Source organism: Bradyrhizobium sp. Kon37 (genome assembly GCF_055807535.1).
In genome coordinates, this window is record NZ_JBVVOY010000004.1 from 235,420 (window position 1) to 250,785 (window position 15,366).

General features: G+C 65.2%; 14 protein-coding genes. 13 read left to right on the forward strand and 1 reads right to left on the reverse strand.

What is annotated here, in order from left to right; translation table 11 throughout:
- The first annotated feature begins 14 nt into the window (after positions 1–14).
- The 9 genes from uvrC to AC0L3J_RS11940 all read left to right on the forward strand — a co-directional run bounded on the left by uvrC (position 15) and on the right by AC0L3J_RS11940 (position 8,813).
- A complete protein-coding gene (uvrC, locus tag AC0L3J_RS11900; protein WP_473347094.1) occupies positions 15–2,084 on the forward strand; it encodes an excinuclease ABC subunit UvrC in 2,070 nt (689 codons plus the stop codon).
- Positions 2,085–2,182: 98 nt separating this feature from the next.
- Entirely contained in the window at positions 2,183–2,800 is a 618-nt protein-coding gene (gene pgsA / locus AC0L3J_RS11905; RefSeq protein ID WP_027565390.1) for a CDP-diacylglycerol--glycerol-3-phosphate 3-phosphatidyltransferase, read from the forward strand.
- Entirely contained in the window at positions 2,797–3,048 is a 252-nt protein-coding gene (moaD, locus tag AC0L3J_RS11910) for a molybdopterin converting factor subunit 1 (RefSeq protein WP_473347095.1), read from the forward strand. The genes pgsA and moaD overlap by 4 nt, the downstream gene beginning before the upstream one ends.
- 3 nt (positions 3,049–3,051) lie before the next feature.
- Positions 3,052–3,528 carry a molybdenum cofactor biosynthesis protein MoaE gene (locus AC0L3J_RS11915; protein ID WP_456767741.1) on the forward strand — a complete coding sequence of 159 codons (477 nt, stop codon included), beginning with the start codon at positions 3,052–3,054 and terminating at the stop codon, positions 3,526–3,528.
- Positions 3,528–4,487: a 50S ribosomal protein L3 N(5)-glutamine methyltransferase gene (gene prmB / locus AC0L3J_RS11920; protein WP_473347096.1), complete on the forward strand. Its 960-nt coding sequence runs from the start codon at positions 3,528–3,530 to the stop codon at positions 4,485–4,487. Before AC0L3J_RS11915 ends, prmB begins: the two co-directional genes overlap by 1 nt.
- Before the next feature lie 90 nt (positions 4,488–4,577).
- The gene (locus AC0L3J_RS11925; protein ID WP_473347097.1) at positions 4,578–5,189 is read left to right on the forward strand and encodes a phage holin family protein; all 612 of its coding nucleotides are present in this window, start codon (positions 4,578–4,580) and stop codon (positions 5,187–5,189) included.
- Positions 5,190–5,191: 2 nt separating this feature from the next.
- Positions 5,192–6,322: a YihY/virulence factor BrkB family protein gene (locus tag AC0L3J_RS11930; RefSeq protein WP_473347098.1), complete on the forward strand. Its 1,131-nt coding sequence runs from the start codon at positions 5,192–5,194 to the stop codon at positions 6,320–6,322.
- Between the two features lie 142 nt (positions 6,323–6,464).
- Positions 6,465–7,943 carry an EAL domain-containing protein gene (locus tag AC0L3J_RS11935; protein ID WP_473347099.1) on the forward strand — a complete coding sequence of 493 codons (1,479 nt, stop codon included), beginning with the start codon at positions 6,465–6,467 and terminating at the stop codon, positions 7,941–7,943.
- 15 nt (positions 7,944–7,958) lie between these two features.
- On the forward strand, positions 7,959–8,813 hold the full coding sequence (locus AC0L3J_RS11940) for a TIGR01459 family HAD-type hydrolase (RefSeq protein WP_473347100.1): 855 nt from the start codon (positions 7,959–7,961) through the stop codon (positions 8,811–8,813).
- Positions 8,814–8,934: 121 nt separating this feature from the next.
- Here the strand turns inward: AC0L3J_RS11940 and AC0L3J_RS11945 are convergent, their stop codons facing one another.
- Entirely contained in the window at positions 8,935–9,330 is a 396-nt protein-coding gene (locus AC0L3J_RS11945; RefSeq protein ID WP_007596883.1) for a response regulator, read from the reverse strand.
- Between the two features lie 230 nt (positions 9,331–9,560).
- Here AC0L3J_RS11945 and AC0L3J_RS11950 point away from each other — a divergent pair, with 230 nt between their 5' ends.
- The 4 genes from AC0L3J_RS11950 to AC0L3J_RS11965 all read left to right on the forward strand — a co-directional run bounded on the left by AC0L3J_RS11950 (position 9,561) and on the right by AC0L3J_RS11965 (position 15,228).
- Positions 9,561–10,532 (forward strand): bifunctional riboflavin kinase/FAD synthetase, encoded by a 972-nt coding sequence (locus AC0L3J_RS11950; protein ID WP_473347101.1) that lies wholly within the window; start codon positions 9,561–9,563, stop codon positions 10,530–10,532.
- Positions 10,533–10,734: 202 nt separating this feature from the next.
- On the forward strand, positions 10,735–13,743 hold the full coding sequence (gene ileS, locus AC0L3J_RS11955) for an isoleucine--tRNA ligase (protein WP_473347102.1): 3,009 nt from the start codon (positions 10,735–10,737) through the stop codon (positions 13,741–13,743).
- 164 nt (positions 13,744–13,907) lie between these two features.
- A complete protein-coding gene (gene lspA / locus AC0L3J_RS11960; RefSeq protein WP_473347103.1) occupies positions 13,908–14,402 on the forward strand; it encodes a signal peptidase II in 495 nt (164 codons plus the stop codon).
- 97 nt (positions 14,403–14,499) lie between these two features.
- On the forward strand, positions 14,500–15,228 hold the full coding sequence (locus AC0L3J_RS11965; RefSeq protein WP_456767733.1) for a hypothetical protein: 729 nt from the start codon (positions 14,500–14,502) through the stop codon (positions 15,226–15,228).
- Positions 15,229–15,366 lie beyond the last annotated feature (138 nt).

Consider the following 15,366-nt stretch of genomic DNA (forward strand, 5'->3'; position numbering starts at 1 on the left):
CCTAAATTCGCACCATGGTTCACGATTCCCCCGACAATCCGGACGACGCACGCGCGCGCAAACCCGTGCGCGGCAACGCACCCGACATCCCGCCCCGGGAAACGGAAGCGGCGCCGCCGGACCTCGATCCCGCGACCGCGAACGGCGACGACGAGGACGATGCGCGGCTGCCGGACATCCTGGAAGAGAGCGGCACGGTCGGCGAAGAGCCGCTGGCGACCGGCCACGAGGCGATCGAGCGCGCGGTCCGCCTCGCCCCGACCTCGCCCGGCGTCTACCGCATGCTCAATGCGAATGCCGACGTGCTCTATGTCGGCAAGGCCAAGAACGTAAAAAAGCGCCTGTCGAACTATGCGCGCCAGAGTGCGCCGCAGCCGGCGCGCATCCTGCGCATGATCGCCGCCACGGTGACCGTGGAAATCATCTCGACCCACACCGAGACCGAAGCGCTGCTGCTGGAGGCCAACCTCATCAAGCAGCTTCGGCCGCGCTTCAACGTGCAGCTGCGCGACGACAAGTCGTTTCCCTATATCCTGATCACGGGCGACCATTGGGCGCCGCAGATCTTGAAGCATCGCGGCGCGCAGACGCGGCCCGGTCGCTATTTCGGTCCGTTCGCCTCGGCCGGCGCCGTCAACCGCACCATCACCGCGCTTCAGCGCGCGTTCCTGATCCGCTCCTGCACGGATTCCTTCTTCGAGAGCCGCTCGCGGCCCTGCCTGCTTTATCAGATCCGCCGTTGCGCCGGCCCCTGCACCCGCGAGATCGACTTCCCCGGCTACACGACCCTGGTGCGCGAGGCGAGCGACTTCCTGTCCGGCAGGAGCCATGCGGTGAAACAGGAGCTTGCCGCCGAGATGGAGAAGGCCTCCGGCGAACTCGAATTCGAGAGCGCCGCGCTCTACCGCGACCGCCTCGCTGCGTTGTCCGCGATCCAGTCGCAGCAGGGCATCAATCCGCGCACGGTGGAAGAAGCCGACGTGTTCGCCATCCACCAGGAGGGCGGCTTCTCATGTGTCGAGGTGTTCTTCTTCCGCACCGGGCAGAACTGGGGCAACCGCGCCTATTTCCCGCGCGCGGAGAAGACGTATACGCCGGAAGAGGTGCTCGGCTCCTTCCTGGCCCAGTTCTATGACGACAAGCCGCCGCCGAGGAACATCCTGCTCTCGCACGAGATCGAAGAGAGCGAGCTGCTCGGCAACGCGCTGTCGATCAAGGCCGGCCGCAAGGTCGAGGTGTCCACGCCGAAGCGCGGCGAGAAGAAGGAGCTCGTCACCCACGCGCTCACCAACGCGCGCGAGGCCCTGGGCCGTAAGCTCGCGGACACCGCGACGCAGAGCCGTCTGCTGGACGCCATGGCCACGACCCTGAACCTGACGCATGCGCCGAAGCGGATCGAAGTCTACGACAACAGCCACATCCAGGGCACCAACGCAGTCGGCGCCATGATCGTCGCCGGCCCCGATGGCTTCGTCAAAAACCAGTACCGCAAGTTCAACATCAAGTCGGAAGGGATCACGCCGGGCGACGACTTCGCCATGATGCGCGAAGTGCTGGAGCGCCGCTTCAAGCGCCTGATCAACCCGCCCGAAGAGGGCGCGGCCAAAACCAAGGACGACGACTTCCCGCAATGGCCCGATCTCGTGATCATCGACGGCGGCCGCGGCCAGCTCAACGCGGTCCGGGAAATCTTTGCAAATCTCGGCCTGACCCAGGTGGCGCTGATGTCGGTGGCGAAGGGGCCGGACCGGGATGCCGGCCGCGAGACCCTGTTCATGCCGGAGCGCGAGGCGATCAAGCTGGAGCCCCGCGACCCCGTGCTCTATTTCATCCAGCGGTTACGGGACGAGGCGCACCGCTTCGTCATCGGTTCGCACCGCAAGCTGCGCAAGAAGGACATCCGCGAGGCCGGCTTGCAGGAGATTCCGGGCATCGGTCCGTCACGCAAACGTGCCTTGCTGCACCATTTCGGAACCCTGAAGGAGATCGAACGGGCCTCGATCACCGATCTCGGCAAGGTTCCGGGGGTGAGCGCCGAGAGCGCGCGCAGGATTTTCGAGTATTTCCATCCCCAGCCGGGGTGAAATAAAAGGGGGCCGCGGTCATATGGTCGTCGCATCCCGCACCCCATTTGGAGAGCGGAACGGTTGACCTTCAGGCTGCAGCGGTATTGGTAGGACGGATGAACATCGCCACGACACGAGGGACCACCAGCCGCGCGATGTCCCTCCCGAACATCCTGACCTATGGCCGGATCGCCGCGATCCCGGTCGTGGTCGGGTGCATCTACGCACAGTCGATCATGGACGGCCCGCTGTGGCTGCGCTGGGTTGCGGTCGCCATCTTTATCGCGGCTGCGGTCACTGATTACCTCGACGGCTATTACGCGCGGATCTGGAATCAACAATCGGCATTCGGCCGCATGCTCGATCCGATCGCCGACAAGCTTCTGGTCGCCTCGTGCCTGCTGATGCTGGCCGCCGACGGCATCATTCACGGCTGGTCGCTGTGGGCCGCCATCGTGATCCTGTGCCGCGAGATCCTGGTCTCGGGCCTGCGCGAATATCTTGCCGCGCTGCGCGTCAGCGTGCCCGTGACCAAGCTTGCGAAGTGGAAGACGACGGTTCAGCTGATCGCCATCGGCTTCCTGCTGGCTGGTCCCGCCGGCGATGAGGTGGTGCCCATGGTCTCGATGACCGGGCTGGCGCTGCTCTGGGCCTCGGCGATCCTCACCATGTACACCGGCTACGACTATTTCGGCGCCGGCATCCATCACCTCATCAAGGAGGATGAAGGATGAAGGTGAAGTACTTCGCCTGGGTGCGCGAGCGCGTCGGCAAGGCCGAGGAGACCATCGAGCCCCCCGCGACCGTGCGCACCGTGGAAGAGCTGATCGCCTGGCTGTCCGGCCAAGGCGAAGCCTACGCCTACGCGTTCGAGAAGCCGAAGGTGATCCGCGCCGCGATCGACCATGCCCACGTCAAGTCCGACGCCGCGATCGCGGGCGCGCGCGAGATCGCGTTCTTCCCGCCGATGACCGGCGGCTAGGCCATGCCCGTCACCACCTGCCCCGTCACCATCCGTATCCAGCAAGACGATTTCGACCTCGCCCGCGAGATCGCGGTGCTGACCGGGAACCGCACCGACATCGGTGCGGTCGTGAGCTTTTCCGGCATCTGCCGCGGCGACGAGGACAGCGCGAAGATCGCCGCGCTCTCGCTCGAGCATTATCCTGGGATGGCCGAGGAAGAGATCAGGCGCCATGCCGACGAGGCCATTTCGCGCTGGCCGCTCAACGGCGTCACGGTGATCCATCGCGTCGGCCGTTTCATGCCCGGCCAGAACATCGTGCTGGTGCTGACCGCCTCGCAGCACCGCCAGGCAGCGTTCCAGGCAGCCGAGTTCCTGATGGATTATCTCAAGACCAACGCGCCGTTCTGGAAGAAGGAAGAGAGCGCCACCGGCACCGGGTGGGTCGAGGCCCAGGCCCGCGACGATGAAGCCGCCGCACGCTGGACCCGATCCTGATGCCAACGACATCCAAAAAGACCGTGCGCGGCCGCGCCGCGCCAAAGCTCGCGAAAGTGGGGCGCGGCGAGCTTCTCACGCTGGTCGATTTCGTCCGCTATGCGGTGAGCCGCTTCAATGAGGCCAAGCTCGCCTTTGCCCATGGCACGCCCGATCCGGTCGCGGAAGCGGCCTTCCTGGTCTGTGAAGCCCTGCATCTGCATCCCGAGCAGTTCGAGATTTTTGCAAACGCGCGCGTCACGGCCGCCGAGGGCAGGACCATCATCGATCTCATCCACCAGCGCGTCACCACGCGCAAACCGGCCGCTTATCTCGTCAACAAGATCTATATGCGCGGCCTGCCGTTCTATGTCGACGAGCGCGTCATCGTTCCCCGCTCATTCATCGGCGAGCTCCTGGAGTCGCATTTCGGCGGCGACGGCGAAGCCGGCTCGCTGATCGACGACCCCAGCGCGGTCGAACGCGTGCTCGATCTCTGCACGGGGTCGGGATGCCTCGCGATCCTCGCCGCACATCATTTTCCGAACGCCACGATCAACGCCGTCGATATCTCCAAGGGCGCGATCGACGTCGCCAGACGGAATGTCGGCGAATACGGGCTCGATGACCGGATCAGCCTGCATCGCGGCGACCTGTTCGCCCCGCTCGGCGACACCAAATACGACCTGATCATCACCAACCCGCCTTATGTCGACGCCGAAGGCATGGCGGCGCTGCCGCCGGAGTGCCGGGCCGAGCCGAAGCTCGCCTTTGACGGCGGCGCCGACGGTCTCGACGTGGTGCGCCGGATCCTGCGCGACGCGCCCGGCCATTTGACGCCGGATGGCGGGCTGATCTGCGAGATCGGCCGCGGCCGCGAACTCGTCGACGAGGCCTTTCCTGAACTACCGCTGCTCTGGCTCGACACCGAGGACTCCGAGGGCGAAGTGTTCTGGATCGCGGCAGCCGATCTCGGCTGATCGATCACGGCGGGCAGACCTCGTCGGAACAAGTCAAATACCGCCACGTTCATCCCCCGACGAATTTTCTCGCACTCGGAGGATCACCGCATGCTTGCGCCATCGGGCGAATTGCTGCGCGCCGGCGTCGCGCTCAAGCTCAACCATCTCAAGCGCGCCGCCCAGTCCTATGCCCGTGACCGGAGCAATCAAGCCACGGGGCGCATGACGTCTTACGCGACTGCGGCCGGACTGCTCGCCGTTGCGGGCTTGTTCGTCGTCGCAGCCTTCTTTGTCGGCCTGATCGCCCTGTACCGCTGGGTTGCAATCCATTACGGGCAATTCTGGGGGTTCGGCGCCGCCGGCGGTGTCCTCCTGGTCCTGGCCGCCGCCTGCGCCGGCGTGGCCATGGCTCAGATGAAGCGCAAGACCAAGCCGATCTTGCCGCTCGCCAGCCGCCTACGGGTGGCGATCGCCACCCCGCGCATCCCGCGTGGAACGGTGAAGCAGGCGGTGAAAGAGGTCGCGACGACAATTCCCCTGGCGCCGCTCGCGCCGGGCGAACGAGGACATGACCGGGGACATGAACCAGGACATGGCGGCAGCACGTGGCCGGCTCGGTCCAACCGGCCCGTGCAACTCGGGCTGATGCTCGCAGCCGTTGGGCTGGTCGGGCTGACGGCCGCGCGCCGGCGGCGTCACGGCCACGGAGCGGAGACCTGAAAATGCCTCTGCGGCGCGCCGAGCAATTCGACAGCTGGCTGTTGGTGGCAGCCACGACCGTGTTCGTGCTCACCGCGGAACGGTATTTCCAGGAGTCTGGCCTGATCCGGCCGGGACCTTCGCAAGACCGCCGCAACGGCGAGGCGAATTCGCCGGAAACGAGCCCGACGGGCGCCGCCTCGCAGCCCGGCCGCGGCCGCCGCGCGAAAAGCCCGTTCGCGATCCCGTGGGCAGGCTGGAAGGACATCCTCTGGCGCACCTATCAGCGCATCGACGAGGATCGCCTGCTCGCGACCGCCGGTGGCGTCGTCTTTTTCGGACTGCTCGCGATCTTTCCCGCCATCACGGCTCTGGTTTCATTCTATGGCCTGTTCGCCGATCCCTCGACGATCAGTTCCAACCTGCAATCGCTCGCGATGATGCTGCCCGAGGGCGCGTTCCAGATCGTCGAGGACCAGGTGGCGCGCGTCGTGTCGAACGGCGGCGCGACCCTTGGTTTCACTTTCCTGTTTGGACTCGTGCTCGCGATCTGGAGCGCCAATGCCGGCGTCAAAGCCATCTTCGACGCCCTCAACGTCGCCTATGAGGAGCGTGAAAAGCGCAGCTTCATCCGGCTGAACACGGTTTCGCTGGCCTTCACGGTCGGTGGCATCGTTGCCCTTCTGCTGATGGTGGGCGCCGTCGTCGCCTTCCCGCTCGCGCTCAACCACCTCGGCATGGCGCCCGAGAGCAAGCTGATCGTGGCGCTGGCGCGATGGCCGGTGCTGTTCGTCATTCTCCTTGCGGCGCTCGCCATCCTTTACCGCTTCGCGCCCAGCCGCGACGCCCCGCGCTGGCAATGGCTAAGCCCCGGCGCGGTAACGGCCGCGATCCTCTGGATCGCCGGCTCGGCGCTGCTGTCCTGGTATCTCTCGGAATTCGCCAATTACAACGCGACCTACGGTTCGCTCGGCGCTGCGATCGGCTTGATGATGTGGATGTGGATGTCCGCCATCGTCATCATGTTCGGGGCCGAGCTGAATTCGGAGATCGAACGGCAGACCTTGCGCGACACGACCACCGGGGCGCCCAGGCCGCTTGGCACCCGGGACGCCGTCTCGGCCGACACGGTCGGCGCTGCGGCGCCATCCTGACTCCGAGATTGGGCCGCTATCCCCTCGAATCAACAATGATGTTAAGCTCGTGCCGCTTGGGGGAGCATGCGGCGTGACGGGTTCGATACGCCACCCGTGTTTTCCCGGTTAGGCAGTCAGCTCTTGAGGCGTAACGCGCGGCATGATTCGTATTTCGACGATCTTCATCGCCATCTGCATGGTTCTGGTCGCCGCCTCGCTCGGGCTCGTGCTCTACGCGGTCGCCGGCATCAGCGGAACTGAATCTGCGATCGTGGCGCTGACGGCGCTGACCTTCCTGATCCTCTACAATGCAGTGTCGATGCGGTTGCGCGACCGCAGCGACGTCGGCGGCCAGATCGCCGATCTTTCGCGCGGCACCGCCGACCTCGCCCGCCAGGTCGCCGAGTTCGGCCGCCGGCTTGCCACGATCGAAGCACGCATCGCCTCCTCCAATTCGGCCAACTCCGACCGTATCCAGTCGGTGGTCGGCGAGATCAACGAGCTCGGCGGATTGGTCAGGCAACTCGCCACCACCGTGTCGGCCCATGAGGATCTGATGGCTGGCAACGCGCCGGTGCCGGCCCCCGCGCCGGTCGCAAGGCAGGAGCCGGAGGCGCCCCTCGACCTGATGGCCACGTTCGAGGAGGAGCGGCCGGCTGCTCCTCCCCCGGTTCCCGCGCCGCCGCCAGTGCGGCCGGCACCACCGGCGATCCAGACCCAGACCGCCAATCCGGTTCAGACCGCCAACGGCCGCAACCAGACCCAATTGCTGGCGACGCTCCGCAACGCGATCGACGAGAACCGCATCGACATCTTTCTCCAGCCGATGGTGTCGCTACCGCAGCGCAAGGTTCGCTTCTACGAGGCCGTGACGCGCCTGCGCGACGAGCGTGACCAGCTGGTCGCGGCCGAGGAGTTCATCAGCATCGCGGAGGCCTCCGGCCTGATCGGGCGCATCGACAACATGGTGATGCTGCGCTGCGTGCAGGTGCTGCGACGCCTGATGGTACGCAACAAGGAGGTCGGCGTGTTCTGCAACGTCGCGGCTTCCACGCTCGGCAATTCCACGACCTTTGCGCAATACCTCGATTTCCTCGAAGCCAACCGGGCGCTGGCGCCCTCGCTGGTGCTGGAATTCAAGCAATCAACCTTCCGCAATCTCGGCCCGGCCGAGACCGAGAATCTCGCCGCGCTCGCCCAGCGCGGCTTCCGTTTCTCGATCGACCATGTCACCGATTTGCGGATCGAACCGCGCGAGCTCGCCGATCGCGGCGTGCGCTTCATCAAGGTGCCGGCCTCGCTCCTGCTCGACCCCAGGCAGGCTTCGGCCTCGGACATCCACCCTTCCGACCTTTCCGACCTGCTCGGCCGCTTCGGCATCGACCTGATCGCCGAGCGGATCGAGGGCGAGCGCGCCGTGATCGACCTGCTCGACTATGACGTGCGGTTCGGCCAGGGATTCCTGTTCGCGCCGCCCCGGCCATTGCGGCCGGAGGGGTCATCTGCTACCGCCGCGCCGAACCAGGCACAGGACATTCAGGTATCCAATGGCTCCGGCACACCCAGCTCAGGCGCGACGTCGGCTGCGTCTGCGCCACAGCGCGTCACCGGCAACGCCGCGCTCGCGCGCCGCATCTGATCGGCCCCACGCATCATGACCACGCTGCATTTCGCCGAAAGCCTGCGTGAACTCGTGGCGGGCGTGGACGTCGTGCTCAGCGACATCTGGGGCGTGGTCCATAACGGCCTCGAATCCTTCCCCGAAGCCTGCGAGGCGCTGCACACCTACCGCAGCCGCGGCGGTACGGTCATCCTGATCACCAACGCGCCGCGCCCGGCCGACTCCGTGCAGCGGCAATTGCGCAAGCTCGGCGTCGCCGACGAGACCTATGATGCGATCGTGTCTTCAGGCGACCTGACGCGGCTCTATGTCGCCGACCATCCCGGCCGCAAGATGTTCTGGCTCGGGCCCGAGCGCGACAACTCGATCTACCGCGGCCTCGATGCGGTGACCGCGCCGCTGGAGGAGGCGGATTACATCGTCTGCACCGGCCTCTATGACGACGAGACCGAGACGGCGGAAGACTATCGCGGCATGATGCTGAAGGCGCGCGAGCGCAAGCTGACGCTGGTTTGTGCCAACCCCGACATCGTGGTGGAACGCGGCGACCGGCTGATTTATTGCGCCGGCGCGATCGCGGAGCTCTATCGCGAGCTCGGCGGCGAGGTGATCTTCTACGGCAAGCCGCACCGGCCGATTTACGAGCGCGCGATGGCGCTCGCCGGCGAACGCCAGAGCCACCAGATCGACCGCAAAAAGGTGCTCGCGATCGGCGATTCCGTCCGGACCGACCTCACCGGCGCGCGCGAGTTCGGCATCGACTGCCTGTTCGTGACCCGCGGCATCCATGCCGAGGAGTTCGAGGGGCTCGACCAGCTCGACCCGGCTTCAGTGCTGGAATTGTTCGGCCATCCGCCGAAGGCGCTGATGCGCGAACTGAAGTGGTAGCGTGGGTGATGGTGCTTCCCGGTTGATGTGAAGCATCTAATCCGGAACAACGAACCCGACGCAGAAAGCCCGGGACAATCGCCCGGGCCTTCCGAATTCAATCGATAGCTTCGATCGCGCCTTACGCGCTTGCCATGTCCGGGAAGACCGCCTCGATCTTGGTCTTCAGCGTCGCCGCGTTGAACGGCTTGACGATGTAGTTGTTCACGCCGGCCTTCTTGGCCGCGATCACGTTCTCGGTCTTTGATTCGGCCGTGATCATGATGAAGGGCGTGGTGGCGAGGTTCGGATCCGCGCGCACTTCGCGCAGCAGGTCGTATCCCGTCATCGGCTCCATGTTCCAGTCGGAAATCACGAGCCCGTACTTCTTGCCGCGCATCTTGTTCAGCGCTGCCGAACCGTCGCTTGCATCATCGATATTCTCGAAGCCAAGCTGCTTCAGGAGGTTCCTGATGATACGGATCATGGTGCTGTAGTCGTCAACCACCAGAACCGACATCGACAAATCAACCGCCATCTCGACTCCCCCAACGCAAACCCAGGAAATATTACGATCGGACCTGCCGGGCCGGAGCCCCGCGGTTCCACGCTCCAAGGACTAGCACCAAGGCGTTAAACAGCGCGTTAACTGGGAGCGCCCCCGGTGGACTGAAATCGCCTTCGATGCGGCCGCCCCCTCCCGCTTGACTTCATCCGGCCCGTCGCGCCACGGTCCCGGCCGGTCCCGCCGGTTTGAGAATTCCCCTGATGGCTCCGCATTTTACCGTTATCCGCGACACCACGCCGGACTCCGCCATTGCAAGGGGTGCCGTGGTCGCCATGGGCAATTTCGACGGCGTTCATCTCGGCCATCGCGCCGTGATCGCCGCAGCCCTGGAAATGGGCAGGATCCATGGCCGCCCGGCGCTGGCATTGACCTTCGAGCCGCATCCGCGCCGGTTTTTCAGCCCCAACACCCCGCAATTCCGCCTGACGGACGAGCGTGCCAAGCTGCGGCTTCTGGCCGGCACCGGACTTGACGGCGCCGTGGTCATGACCTTCGACAAGTCCCGCGCCGGGACCAGCGCGCAAGACTTCATTCACCATGACCTGATCGGGCGCCTGGGCATCGGCGGAATCGCCGTCGGCTACGACTTCCACTTCGGCAAGGGTCGGGTCGGCTCGCCGAGCCTCCTCGTCAACGAGGCGCCCCGGCTCGGCATCGAGGTCGACGTGCAGCCGCATGTCGATATCGACGAGCGGCCGGTCTCGTCCAGCGCGATCCGGATCGCGCTCGCCGAAGGCCAACTCGACGAGGCCACGGCCATGCTCGGCGCGCCCTGGTTCATCACCGGCGAGGTCATTCACGGCGAGAAGCGCGGCCGCGACCTCGGTTATCCCACCGCCAACATCCGCTTGGATGCCAATTGCGGCCTCAAGCACGGCATCTACGCGGTGCGGGTCGGCCGCGGCGCGGAGCGGCTGGACGGGGTGGCAAGCTTCGGCCGCCGCCCGACGTTTGATAATGGTGCGCCGCTGCTGGAAATCTTCCTGTTCGACTTCAAGGGCGATCTTTACGGACAGACGCTCGACTGCGCCTTTATCGGCTTCATCCGCGAAGAGCTGAAATTCGACGGCCTGGAGGCCCTGATCCGCCAGATGGACGATGATTCCGCCCGCGCCCGCGCCATGCTCGCCGCCGCCCCGGACGCGTTTCCGAGGCTTGGCGTCATCGATTGAGGCCGGAAACCGGCGCGCCGAACCTTTTGCGCTTCCCCCGCCCCCCTGCTATGGAGAGCCCATGTTTGCGCGGCGCATCATAGGGATTAGCGGCCCGGCTTCCGCCTGAGCTTTCGGCTCGGCGCAAGACCGGGATGTTGTCGTTTCGCCCGCGATTCCGCATCGCCATCCGTTCCCGCGCCTTTCCGAGCCAGTCAGCCTCATGTCCGACAAGCCACAAAAGTCCCAAAAATCCGAAGCCAAAGACTATTCCAAAACCCTGTTCCTGCCGCAGACCGAATTCCCGATGCGCGCCGGCCTGCCGCAGCGCGAGCCGGAGCTGCTGAAATACTGGAACGACATCGGCCTCTACGACAGACTGCGCCAGGAAGCCCAGGGCCGCGCCAAATTCGTCCTGCATGACGGCCCGCCCTACGCCAATGGCAACATCCATATCGGGCACGCGCTGAACAAGATCCTCAAGGACGTCGTGACCAAGAGCCAGCAGATGCTTGGCTTCGACTCCAACTATGTGCCCGGCTGGGACTGCCACGGCCTGCCGATCGAATGGAAGATCGAGGAGGAGAACTACCGCTCCAAGGGCAAGCAGAAGCCCGACTTCCGCGACTCCGCTGCGATGGTGGCGTTCCGGAAAGAGTGCCGCGCCTATGCGACCCACTGGATCAACGTGCAGCGCGAAGAGTTCAAGCGGCTCGGCATCATCGGCGACTGGGATCATCCCTACCAGACGATGAGCTATCCCGCCGAAGCGCAGATCGCCCGCGAGCTGATGAAGTTCGCCGCCAACGGCACGCTGTATCGCGGCTCCAAGCCGGTGATGTGGAGCGTGGTCGAGAAGACCGCGCTCGCCGAGGCCGAGGTCGAGTACGAGGACTACACCTCCGACATGGTGTGGGTGAAGTTTCCCGTCACGTCCCCGGCGCATGGTGCGCTCGCCAATGCTTCGGTCGTGATCTGGACCACCACACCCTGGACACTGCCCGGCAACCGCGCGATCTCGTTCTCACCGAAGATCGCCTACGGCCTCTACAAGGTCACGGATGCGGCCGCGGACAATTGGGCGAAGACCGGCGATCTCCTGATCCTGGCCGATGCGCTTGCCGCAGAGGTGTTCAAGCAGGCGCGCGTCACCGCCTATGAGAAGCTGCGCGACATTCCCGGCGACACGCTGGACGCCGTGGAGTGCGCCCATCCCTTGCGCGGCCTCGATGGCGGTTACGAGTTCATCGTGCCGCTGCTCGCCGGCGAGCATGTCACCGACGATACCGGCACCGGCTTCGTGCACACCGCGCCGAGCCACGGCCGCGAGGATTTCGACGTCTGGATGGCCAACACCCGCGAGCTCAATGAGCGTGGCATCTCGACCGCGATCCCCTACACTGTCGACGAGAACGGCGCCTATACTGCGCAGGCCCCCGGTTTCACCGGCAAGCGCGTGCTCAACGACAAGGGCGAGAAGGGCGATGCCAATGAGGCCGTGATCAAGGCGTTGGTCGAGGCCGGCAAGCTGCTCGCGCGGGGCCGCCTCAAGCACCAATATCCGCATTCCTGGCGCTCGAAGAAACCGGTGATCTTCCGCAACACGCCGCAATGGTTCATCGCGATGGACAAGGACGTCAGCGAGAATGGCCATGCAAAGAAGGGTGATACGCTGCGGGCCCGCGCGCTGCATGCGATCTCGGTCACGCAATGGGTGCCGCCGTCGGGTGAGAACCGCATCAACGGCATGATTGCCAATCGCCCCGACTGGGTGATCTCGCGCCAGCGCGCCTGGGGCGTTCCGATCGCCGTGTTCGTGCGCGAGAAGAGCGACGGCTCGGCCGAGATCCTGCAGGACGAGATCGTCAATCAGCGCATCGCCGAGGCCTTCATGGAGGAAGGCGCCGACGCCTGGTACATGGAGGGCGCCCGCGAGCGCTTCCTCGGATCGCGCGCGAAGGAAGACTGGAAGAAGATCGACGACATCTGCGACGTCTGGTTCGATTCCGGCTCTACGCACGCCTTCGTGCTCGAGGATCGCCAGAACTTCCCGCAGCTCGGCAACATCGTCCGCAAGGTCGACGGCGGCGACGACACCGTGATGTACCTGGAAGGCAGCGACCAGCATCGCGGCTGGTTTCATTCCTCGCTGCTGGAAAGCGCGGGCACGCGGGGCCGCGCGCCCTACGACGTCGTGCTCACCCACGGCTTCACACTCGACGAGAACGGCCGCAAGATGTCGAAGTCGATCGGCAACACCGTCGAGCCTCAGAAGGTGATCAAGGATTCGGGCGCGGATATCCTGCGCCTGTGGGTCTGCGCCACCGACTATGCCGACGACCAGCGCATCGGCCCGGAGATCCTGAAGAACACCATCGAGACCTATCGCAAGCTGCGCAACACAGTACGCTGGATGCTGGGAACGCTGGATCATTACAAGCCGGCCGACGCAGTCGCGCCCGCCGAGATGCCTGAGCTCGAACGGCTGATGCTGCACGAGCTCGCGGTGCGTGCTGCCGTCGTCCGCAAGGCCTATCAGGAGTTCGACTACAAGACCGTGGTCGCAACCTTGTCCGCCTTCCTGAACAGTGAACTCTCCGCGTTCTATTTCGACATCCGCAAGGACACGCTGTATTGCGATCCGCCGTCCTCGCCGACGCGCAAGGCGGCGCTGACCACGATCGACCTGTTGTGCAGCTCGATCCTGAAATGGCTGGCGCCGATCCTCAGCTTCACCGCGGAGGAAGCCTGGCGCATGTACAGGCCCGACGCCGAGCCCTCGGTGCACCTGACGCAGTTTCCCGACGACCTCGAAAGCCTGCGCGATGACAAGCTCGCCGCGAAGTGGGAAGCGATCCGCAACGTCCGCCGCGTCGTCACCGGTGCGCTGGAGCTCGAACGCGCCGCTAAGAACATCGGCTCGTCGCTGGAGGCCTCGCCGGTCATCCATGTCGCCGACCGCGACATGCTTGCAACCCTGTTCGACACCGACCTCGCCGAGATCTGCATCACCTCGAACTACGAGGTGCGCGAGGGCGAGGCGCCGGCTTCCGCATTCCGTCTCGATGCCGTGCCAGGCGTCGCAGTCGTGGTGGAGAAGGCGGTCGGCACCAAATGCGCCCGTTCCTGGAAGATTTCGCCGGCGGTGGGTGAAGACTCCGAATATCCCGACGTCACCCCGCGCGACGCCAAGGCGCTGCGCGAATGGAAAGCGCTGGGGGTCAGCGTTTAACTCTGCGTCGTCCCGGCGAAGGCCGGGACCCATAACCACGACCGCCGATTGCAGCGAAGGCTGATGACCACGAGTCCCTCAAACAACTTCCGCCTCGGAGTATGGGTCCCGGCCTTCGCCGGGACGACGGCGGTGTTTGTAGTGGAGATAGAGATCTCCCCTGCATGACCCCGCTCCGCGCCGGCATCCTCGCGGCCCTGGTCACGCTCGTGGCCGACCAGGCCTCAAAGCTCTGGCTGCTGAACGTGTTCGACCTCGCCCGTCGCGGCGCGGTCGAGGTGACCCCGTTCTTCGACCTGGTGCTGGCCTGGAACATCGGCATCAGCTTCGGCTGGCTCCAGAACGACGGTCAGGCTGCGCAAATGGCGCTGATGGCCGTGAAGGTCCTTGCGGTGGTTGCGCTGGCGATCTGGATGGCGCGCTCGCACACCCTGCTGGCAACCATCGCGCTCGGCCTGATCATTGGCGGCGCCATCGGCAACGGCATCGACCGCCTGGCCTATGGCGCGGTGGTCGATTTCGCCCTGTTTCACGTCGAGATCGGCGGAAATACCTATAATTGGTACGTCTTCAACCTCGCGGACGTGGCCATCGTTGCTGGCGTGGCGGCGCTATTGTATGATTCCTTCCTGGGGGTACCCGCCGCAAAAGCGCCCTGATCCCGGCCGATACGGACCGGCAGGCGGAACCTTGCTTTTGCGAGGAATTATGCCGCGCGAGAGCGGCAAACTGCCACATTTTGGAACAGGTACAGTGATGCGCAGCTCGAAGACCAGCGGTTCGATGGTTGAAGACCCCCGGCAGGGGTTCTGGCGGGCGTTGAAATTGTCCGCTGTCGCGCTCGGCATCGGTCTCGTCATGTCGGCTGGCGCCGCCCGCGCCGGCGACGACGGCGAGGACGATGACGACATGACCTTCGAAGAAAAGCTCATCGACAATCTGATGTCCGGCATCGGCGCCAAGAGCATGGAGAAGAAGGGTATCGAATACCGCGAGCGATCGCCGCTGGTGGTGCCGCCCAAGCTTGACCTGCCGCCACCCGCCGGCGTTGAAGCCAAGAACGCACCGAACTGGCCGAAGGACCCTGACGAGAGACGCCGCAAGGAGGCCATCGCGCAGCGGAAGAAGGCCGTCAAGGCCACGGAGAGCTGGCAGGCAGGCCGGGCGTTGTCGCCAGCCGAGATGGAGGTCGGCAGGACAGCCGCACCCGAGCGCACGAGCAATGATCCTATTCAGCCGGGCACCAACGGCAATCCGTCGCTCAGCCCGGCCCAGCTCGGTTTCACCGGCGGCCTGTGGGGCATGATGTCGAACAACAAAGGCGAGGCGGCCAAGCAATTCACGACCGAGCCGCCGCGGCAGTCGCTGGTCGAGCCGCCGCCGGGCTACCAGACGCCGTCGCCGAGCTACGCCTATGGCGCCGGAGAGGACAAGACACGGCGGACCTATTTCGACATCATGTCCGGCAAGGACAAGGAACAATAGCCTCCTGTCCGTTTGCGATATCCCGACAGAGGCGGTCCCGCGCCGGCGGCTCGTGCGCGCCGGACGCGGTCTTTGATGCTTATCAGTAACTTGCGCCCGAGTTGAGTTCTCTGCTTCGTGACACGAAGCGTTTGCGGC